The 7,229-nt window shown below is 44.9% G+C and carries 7 protein-coding genes and 1 rRNA gene; 7 read left to right on the forward strand and 1 reads right to left on the reverse strand.

The features are described 5' to 3' along the window. Positions 1 to 165 precede the first annotated feature (165 nt). From ACQ5BJ_RS23795 to ACQ5BJ_RS23815, 5 genes are all read left to right on the forward strand, one after another. A complete protein-coding gene (locus tag ACQ5BJ_RS23795) occupies positions 166 to 756 on the forward strand; it encodes an RNA polymerase sigma factor (RefSeq protein ID WP_171415415.1) in 591 nt (196 codons plus the stop codon). Positions 757 to 768: 12 nt separating this feature from the next. Continuing rightward, complete coding sequence (locus ACQ5BJ_RS23800; protein ID WP_005551227.1) at positions 769 to 1,470, forward strand: DUF6677 family protein; 702 nt, start codon at positions 769 to 771, stop codon at positions 1,468 to 1,470. A gap of 26 nt (positions 1,471 to 1,496) precedes the next feature. Continuing rightward, a complete protein-coding gene (locus ACQ5BJ_RS23805) occupies positions 1,497 to 2,693 on the forward strand; it encodes a DUF4097 family beta strand repeat-containing protein (protein ID WP_268620041.1) in 1,197 nt (398 codons plus the stop codon). A gap of 146 nt (positions 2,694 to 2,839) precedes the next feature. Beyond that, on the forward strand, positions 2,840 to 3,280 hold the full coding sequence (perR, locus tag ACQ5BJ_RS23810; protein WP_005551225.1) for a peroxide-responsive transcriptional repressor PerR: 441 nt from the start codon (positions 2,840 to 2,842) through the stop codon (positions 3,278 to 3,280). A gap of 119 nt (positions 3,281 to 3,399) precedes the next feature. Continuing rightward, the gene (locus ACQ5BJ_RS23815; protein ID WP_430112668.1) at positions 3,400 to 5,163 is read left to right on the forward strand and encodes a glycosyl hydrolase family 18 protein; all 1,764 of its coding nucleotides are present in this window, start codon (positions 3,400 to 3,402) and stop codon (positions 5,161 to 5,163) included. A 197-nt stretch (positions 5,164 to 5,360) separates the two neighbouring features. Here ACQ5BJ_RS23815 and ACQ5BJ_RS23820 read toward each other — a convergent pair whose 3' ends face one another. Beyond that, a complete protein-coding gene (locus ACQ5BJ_RS23820) occupies positions 5,361 to 5,759 on the reverse strand; it encodes a DUF2614 family zinc ribbon-containing protein (RefSeq protein ID WP_005551223.1) in 399 nt (132 codons plus the stop codon). A gap of 120 nt (positions 5,760 to 5,879) precedes the next feature. On the opposite strand from ACQ5BJ_RS23820, the gene ACQ5BJ_RS23825 reads away from it, so the two are divergent. Then, complete coding sequence (locus ACQ5BJ_RS23825; RefSeq protein WP_005551222.1) at positions 5,880 to 6,770, forward strand: hypothetical protein; 891 nt, start codon at positions 5,880 to 5,882, stop codon at positions 6,768 to 6,770. A gap of 377 nt (positions 6,771 to 7,147) precedes the next feature. Beyond that, positions 7,148 to 7,229 (forward strand): 16S ribosomal RNA (locus tag ACQ5BJ_RS23830); the annotation flags it as partial.

Genomic DNA, 7,229 nt, shown 5'->3' on the forward strand with positions numbered 1-7,229 from the left:
TATGGAATAAGTCCAAAGTCATCCTAGACTAAAGTCGGTGAAACCTTCCTAGACTCGGGAAGGTTTCTTTCATTTCTCTTTCCAACGTACAATAAACGTAAGCTTATTTCGTACGGCAAAGCAAATTCACGCAAGAATGTTGCTGAGTGGAGAAGGGAAGAGATTATGGTGTATCGTAAGTTAACGCAATTTTCGGATGAACTTATCGTGAGTCAAGTACAGCAAGGTAATGAGGAAGCGATGCGTATTTTAGTGGAAAGATACCGTCCGTTTGTGATAACGTGTATTTGTCAGACGGTACAAGACCGCTATTTAGCAGAGGACATCGCACAAGATGTATTCGTGAAGGCTTATCGCCATATTCATTCATTCCGTGGAGATTCGAAATTCACGACATGGCTTTATCGGCTTACGAAGAATCAAATGATTGATATATTGCGCAAAAAACGCAAGGAAAGCCATGTAGAACGACTAGAACCGTATCATATTGCGTCCATCCAACTTCATGACGTTACAGACATGCCAGATGAACTTATCATCAAGAAAGAAAGATGTGAAGAAGTGCGGCGCGCACTTCGAGCACTGCCTGAAAAGTATCGCATGGTGATGGAGCTGTACCATATGCGGCAGCGAAGCTATGCAGAAATTGCACAGGTGTTGGAAATGCCGGTTCGAACGGTTGAAACAAGATTATATCGCGCTAAAATGTTGTTTAAGCGAGCATGGCAAGAACGTGCTGGAATAGGGGCTATGTAAGGAGGGGATAACGTGGCTGAACGAAACGACGAACCGTTTCATGATTTGAATAGAGAAATAGACAGGGAGTATACGACAAAGGAGCAAGCAACAAATAAAGAACAGGATGAACAATTCCTTCGTAAGCGTCTGGAGCAGCTCGAACGTAGAGGCCGCATGTCTCGCGCTCATGAGGATCATCGTGGGTTTTCCCCAGGCCCGGGAGCGCCTGTACCGCCCCCGCCGCATCCGATGTATGGAACGATGCCTCCGAAGAAAAGTAAATTTGTTTCCTTGTTTCTATCCTTTATCTTCCCTGGAGCGGGTCACTTTTACTTGGGATTAATGCAGCGCGGGCTGCTTATTATGATGATGCTGGCGTTGGATATCGTAGCGATTGTATACTTTACAGCTATAGATGCTAAGGTTAATGTGCCGCTTGTTGTGTTGCTTGGATTAATGCTCCCAGTTATCTACTTCTTCAATCTGTTTGATGCGCTGCAGTATACGGAACGAGTAAATCATCAAGCGATGTATGGGGGATTTGAGCCAGTGCGACAGGGGCCGCTCTTAGGGCTGCTTCTTTTGTTTTGCGGTGTTGCAATGCTACTGCTAACCGTTGATCCAGTCTGGCTACGATGGTTCTTTACGTATGCGGGATCCTATGCGGGAGCTGCGCTCCTCATTGGCGGCGGTATCTTTTTGCTTATTAAGGAATCACGCAAGAGACGCTGACGGACAACAGGAGGAGATGGTCTTCAGTGGTTAAGGTAGGAAGAATAACTGCATCATTGCTTCTTGTCACTGTCGGAATTATGTTGCTGTGCGATCAGTTGTTTGGATTCCATACCTTACAATTGTTACTGACATGGTGGCCCTTGATATTTATTATTTGGGGCATCGAGTATATATGGACTGGCGTGTATCATAGTAAAAAAGGAGATACTAGACGGCTCCGTTTAGATTTTTTAGGCATATTTGTTTCGGTGTTCGTCGCAGTATCCGTATTTATGATTGCTCAACCATCCCTTTTCCGCGACTGGGTAAGGAGCATCCAATTTGACTTCTCGATGATGAAGGAGATGACTGGTGATAAGGGAATGGCAATCCAGCTTCCTAAAGTCGAGCACCTCATTCCTGAATCGGTGTCAAAGCTGGTTGTGCGCAATGACAACGGATCGGTAACGGTTCAAACAGGAAATGTGCAGAAGATTGATGTAGAGCTGAGCGCGATTGCGATCGGGGTAGATAGAGATACTGCACAATCGTTGGCTCATCAATCTGGAGTGAACATTACGGATAATTCTGAAAATCACATGGTGACAATATCGGCAGATGGCGCGAAATACGCAGGTTCACAGCAACGAATCAAGATTGACATGATCATCACCATTCCGCTTCATCTCGCATGGTCGACGGATGTGAAAGCCAGTAACGGCGACATTGCTATCCATGATATGAAGGCCGAATCGGTGGCAAGAAGCAATAATGGAGACGTTAAGCTGCTTAACATCGAAGGATCAGTTCAGGGAGAGACGATGAATGGTAATCTGTTTGTACAAAATATCCATGGAGATGCCAAAGCATCAACTATGCATGGGGATATTACCATATATGACGTTCGTGGAAAGACAACGGCGGAAACGAAATCTGGAGACATTGACATTCATGAATCGGCAGGTGCCGTACAGGCTGAAACCTTAAGTGGAGACATGCTTATCGAGTCTCAGGATATCGGTGGAAATTGGAAATTACAGAACATGGCAGGTGATACGACCATCGGCATTCCAGAATGGGCAGATATTGCGATTCACGCGACAAATAGCTTTGGCGACATCAATGTGGATTCGGATTTGCCATTCCGAATTGTAAAGAATAAAGTAGAGGGTACAATAGGAAATGCCATGTATCAAGTAAATTTGGACACAAATGGTGACATAAGCATACAAAAACGGTAACAGCGCGTCGTATTAAGGATTGACAAAATAAAAAACTTCCACGTACAATGGACATATAGAAATTATTTTCTGAGAATCGTTACAATCTACGATTTGATTGGGTAACCCGTATAGAACTAATGTGAGCGTAGAAGGCGGTGGACAAGATGAAAACGCGGGTTCAACATGCATTAGGGCATCTGAAAATGTCCGGAGTACGCATCACGCCACAGAGACATGCGATATTGGCTTACCTGATGGATGCGATGAATCATCCGACAGCAGATGAAATATATCGAGCACTCGAACCGGATTTTCCGAGTATGAGCGTTGCTACCGTATACAATAACTTGAAGCTGTTTATTGAAGCGGGGCTCGTTCGTGAATTGACATATGGGGACAGTTCTAGCCGATTTGATGCCAACGTAACGGATCACTATCATGCCATTTGCGAGCGGTGCGGCAAGATTGTTGATTTCGCCATTCCAGAATTAATGGAATCGGTGGAGAAATCGGCTTCGGAGGCAACTGGGTTTATCGTACGGGGACATCGGATGGAAGTTTATGGTGTATGTCAATCCTGTGCGGAATCGGCTAAGGAGCAATAAATGATGGTCGATATTCAATATAATGCACAAATGTAAATGCGCGCGGCAAATTAATGCTAGCGCGCTTTTTTATTTGAAATGAATACATGTATGCAGTCTTAGAGTGGGAGTGACTTTAGATGAGAAACAATGGGATGGGGAGAGGCGCCCCGCATTACCGCGCTTCACAAGGAGGCAGAAGGAAGCGCAAAAAAGGTAGGGGAGGCGGTTGTCTCTTTATCATAATTGGCTTGGCTATTTTAGGTGCAAGCATATGGAAGGGCTGGGATGGCATCAGGGATTGGCTCCCGGGTTATAATATGGCTGATTCTGAAATGTCTCGCGTAGAACAGCCATTAATATGGGACGGTACTTGGAGTGGATATGGAACGAAGGGGAAAGGAAAGCAACTGCTTATCCCCGTTCAGGCTTTGTCTGATAAGCTCCCTGTTGTATATGAGGAGAGTTCCGATGCGGTGATTATGACAAGTTCGAAGGATGTTGCCTCTTTGCCGCTTGGAAGTTCTACTGGAAGTTTGAATGGTCAAGAAAAGAAATGGTCGGCTGCCGCTGAACGAATTGGCGGTGAAATATATGTTCCGATGACCGCTTTACAAGACATATACGGTTTAAATGCTAAGCAATACGACACAAATGGTGCAGTTCAGATTAGTACACCGGGTCAATCTCTTCAGCTTGGTATCGTTGCACAGCAACAGGAGGATAAGGAAATAGTTTTGCGGCAAAGCCCGGATAACCAAGCTGCGATTGTAGAAAAACTTGCGGGCGGAACGAAGGTAACCATTTGGAAAGAGGAAGGGGAATGGCTCCGAGTTGAGGCAGAAGGCGGCAACATCGGTTACGCAGCGAAAGATGAGATTCAACGTAAGGAAAGGATCACAGTTCCGCTGGCTTCTCCGGCGCCCGTACCGAAGTTCGTGAAGGAGAAGCGGCCTGTAAGTTTGGCTTGGGAAGCTGTTTATTCGCGCAACCCGGATCCTGCTAAGTTGCCTTCCATGCCTGGAACGAATGTTATTAGCCCGACATGGTTCAGTTTGGCTGATAATGAGGGAAATGTAGATGAAAAGGCAGAACCTCGCCTTGTACAATGGGCCCATCAGAATGACAAACAGGTATGGGCATTATATAGCAACAGCTTTGATCCAGATCGAACGACTGCTTCGCTCGCGACCTTTGACAAGCGAAATCGAACGATCGAGCAGTTGGTTAAGTTGGCGGATAAATACAGTGTAGATGGCATCAATATTGACTATGAGAATGTAAATGTAGAAGATCGCGATAAATTAACGCAGTTTGTCCGAGAGCTTACTCCTCGTTTGCATGCGAAAGGCCTTGTTGTATCCATTGATGTAACGGCCAAGTCAGGGAGCGACAGATGGTCTCAATTTCTAGATCGTGAACAACTTGCCCGTTCAGTCGATTTCATGATGGTTATGGCCTATGATGAGCATTGGGCGACCAGTCCGACGGCAGGTTCTGTCGCATCCTTGCCGTGGGTGGAAAATGCGATGAAGCGAATTATGGACGAAGACAATGTGCCTTCGGAGAAGCTTGTGCTCGGGATGCCGTTGTATACACGCATATGGACGGAAAAGGCAGAAGGAGGAGAAGTAAAGGTATCCTCTAAAGCAGTTGGTATGCAAAAAGTTCAAGATTTGATTCAGGAACGTAAGTTAAAGCCTTTATTTTCAGAGAGCACTGGTCAACACTACATCGAGTACGAGGAAGAAGGATTGACTCAGAAAATATGGATTGAAGACAAGCATTCCATTCAGTCCCGGATTCAGTTGGCGGAACGTCTCAAACTTGGCGGAGTAGCAGTATGGGCCCGGAGCTTCGCGGATGACGGAATATGGAATGTACTGAAATATCGGAACTCATAATTAGAATTTTACAATGATTGAAATGAAATAAAAGACCCTATCTTTCTGAATAGAGAGAGAGGGTCTTTCTTATTGCTAGAAATTGATTTGTTCACTCACTAGGAGCGAGCTCGTGAAATCAGAGATGTATATTCATGCTGTTGTAGGGTTCAACGAGTTTTCTTGCAGGAAATCTCTTTTCAAGCATGCTTCCATCGCTATGATATTGTAATATCATTTTTCTTGTCTTGCTCTGCGTTGCTTTCTACAGCTCCACTTTCTGCAGTAGCTTTATTAGGATCAAGTGTCAGTATGGTTCTGCAGAACATGCAACGATCAGTTTTTCCAAGAATTTTGGTTTGCCTTGCACACTCTGGGCACTCTAGCACTACTGCACTGGTCGACAGCATTCCGGCCCAAAAGTAGATTGCAACGCTTCCTAAAAGCAGAATCATTCCCAGAACCATGAACACTCCAGCGAAGACACGTCCTTGTGTGCCCCACATGAGGATGCCGGATGTACCAAGCACCATCATTCCCATTCCAGCTAAAGTAAGTACAAGTCCCCACAAGCGAAATTCATTGATTTTACTCGTTTTAAAAAGACGTTGTTTCATCGCAGCCTCTCCATTTCAAGATTGAAAATGTTTTCGAAGGAAGAAGGAAAGAGAGTTTCTATGTAGAATTATAAACTATCATTTGATGTAAAAGAAAGCCAAAAAAGCGTGGGGTCGAGAATGAAACATGTATTGGATAACTCCATTGATCAATTAATTGGTGCAGCTACAGTTAGCGGTCTTTATATATTGGAGCGCAACCAATTGGATGCTGATATGCACCAATATATTGAATGGGATCGCTATGTGCTGGTTGTTGATGAAGAGTGTCCGTCTCATCCTTATGAGTCGATGGAAGTGTCGGCTGACGACAGCTCTGTTGCGCGCTGGATATGCATTCACCCAGACAGGTGGGAGGAATGGAGCGTTTCGGATGAGGCAAGATCACTGCTTCCATTTTTCGGGCGTGGCAATATTCGAGTGGATCGCGATGGGATGCTGGCATTATGGCAGGAGCAGTTGATTCAGGAAGAGAAGACGCCGAATCAAATGCAGTATATGAAGACATATGCGCTGTTCCTGGAGGCATGTAATCAAGCGAAGCATTTACGCAAGCTGGAATATATGCTTGATGCCTATCGATGCGTGGATTTTGCATTTTATCATTTGGCTTCACTTGCGATTATGGAGCAAGGGGAAATGCCAAGACAAGCACTCTGGCAGCAAGTAAAGAGATTAAATCTAGGTGTCTATAAAATGTATGAGGAATTTACGACGAGCTCAGAAACCGTATCGCAACGAATTGAGCTTGCCATGCTTGCCTGTGAGTTCTCACTGGCAACGAAGAGTGCGGAATGCTGTGCCCCGTTATTGAACTGGCTGAAGCAGGCGAAAGGGCCAGTACCTATATCAGATATTATGCAACATCACGAATTCAAGTGGATGGCTGGATATATGCCTGCACTATTAAGCAAGCTCGCACACCGTGGTTGTGTAAAGGAACAATTGATTGACCATGCCAGTCCGTACGGCAAACTAGGAAGTACGCGTGCATATGAGTGGGTTGGTTAACAGCAATGCAATAGAGATTAAGACAGGTCGCTGCATGGCTGTTCATGCAGCGTTTTAACTTTTTTGAAATAAGTGTTGACTTCGGCCTGAGATGTATGATACATTAATACTCGCCTCTTCGAGAGAAGCACTTCGAACGAAAGCTGAACAAAGCAATCATTCGAAAGGTTGAAAAAAAGATTTAAAAAAAGTGCTTGACTCCAAAAGGCAAACATGATATATTATAAGAGTCGCCGCTGACAAAGCGGTGAGAAAAAGAAAGTAACTAAGAGATTGGTTACAGACTGAAATTGTTCTTTGAAAACTGAACAACGAGCAACGTTTGTGAATGGGGTAGCAATACCTCGTCAAAAGATATGAGCAGTTCAAACTTAACTTTAACGGAGAGTTTGATCCTGGCTCAGGACGAACGCTGGCGGCGTGCCTAATACATGCAAGTCGAGCGGACTTGATGGAGTG

Origin of the sequence: Paenibacillus sp. B1-35 (genome assembly GCF_050474385.1) — a bacterium.
Classification (GTDB): Bacteria; Bacillota; Bacilli; order Paenibacillales; family Paenibacillaceae; genus Paenibacillus_B; species Paenibacillus_B alvei.

Coding starts and splice junctions, on each gene's coding strand:
- ACQ5BJ_RS23795 (WP_171415415.1), top strand. CDS start 166: ATGGTGTATCGTAAGTTAACGCAATTTTCGGATGAACTTATCGTGAGT.
- perR (WP_005551225.1), top strand. CDS start 2,840: ATGAAAACGCGGGTTCAACATGCATTAGGGCATCTGAAAATGTCCGGA.
- ACQ5BJ_RS23815 (WP_430112668.1), top strand. CDS start 3,400: ATGAGAAACAATGGGATGGGGAGAGGCGCCCCGCATTACCGCGCTTCA.
- ACQ5BJ_RS23820 (WP_005551223.1), bottom strand. CDS start 5,759: ATGAAACAACGTCTTTTTAAAACGAGTAAAATCAATGAATTTCGCTTG.
- ACQ5BJ_RS23825 (WP_005551222.1), top strand. CDS start 5,880: ATGAAACATGTATTGGATAACTCCATTGATCAATTAATTGGTGCAGCT.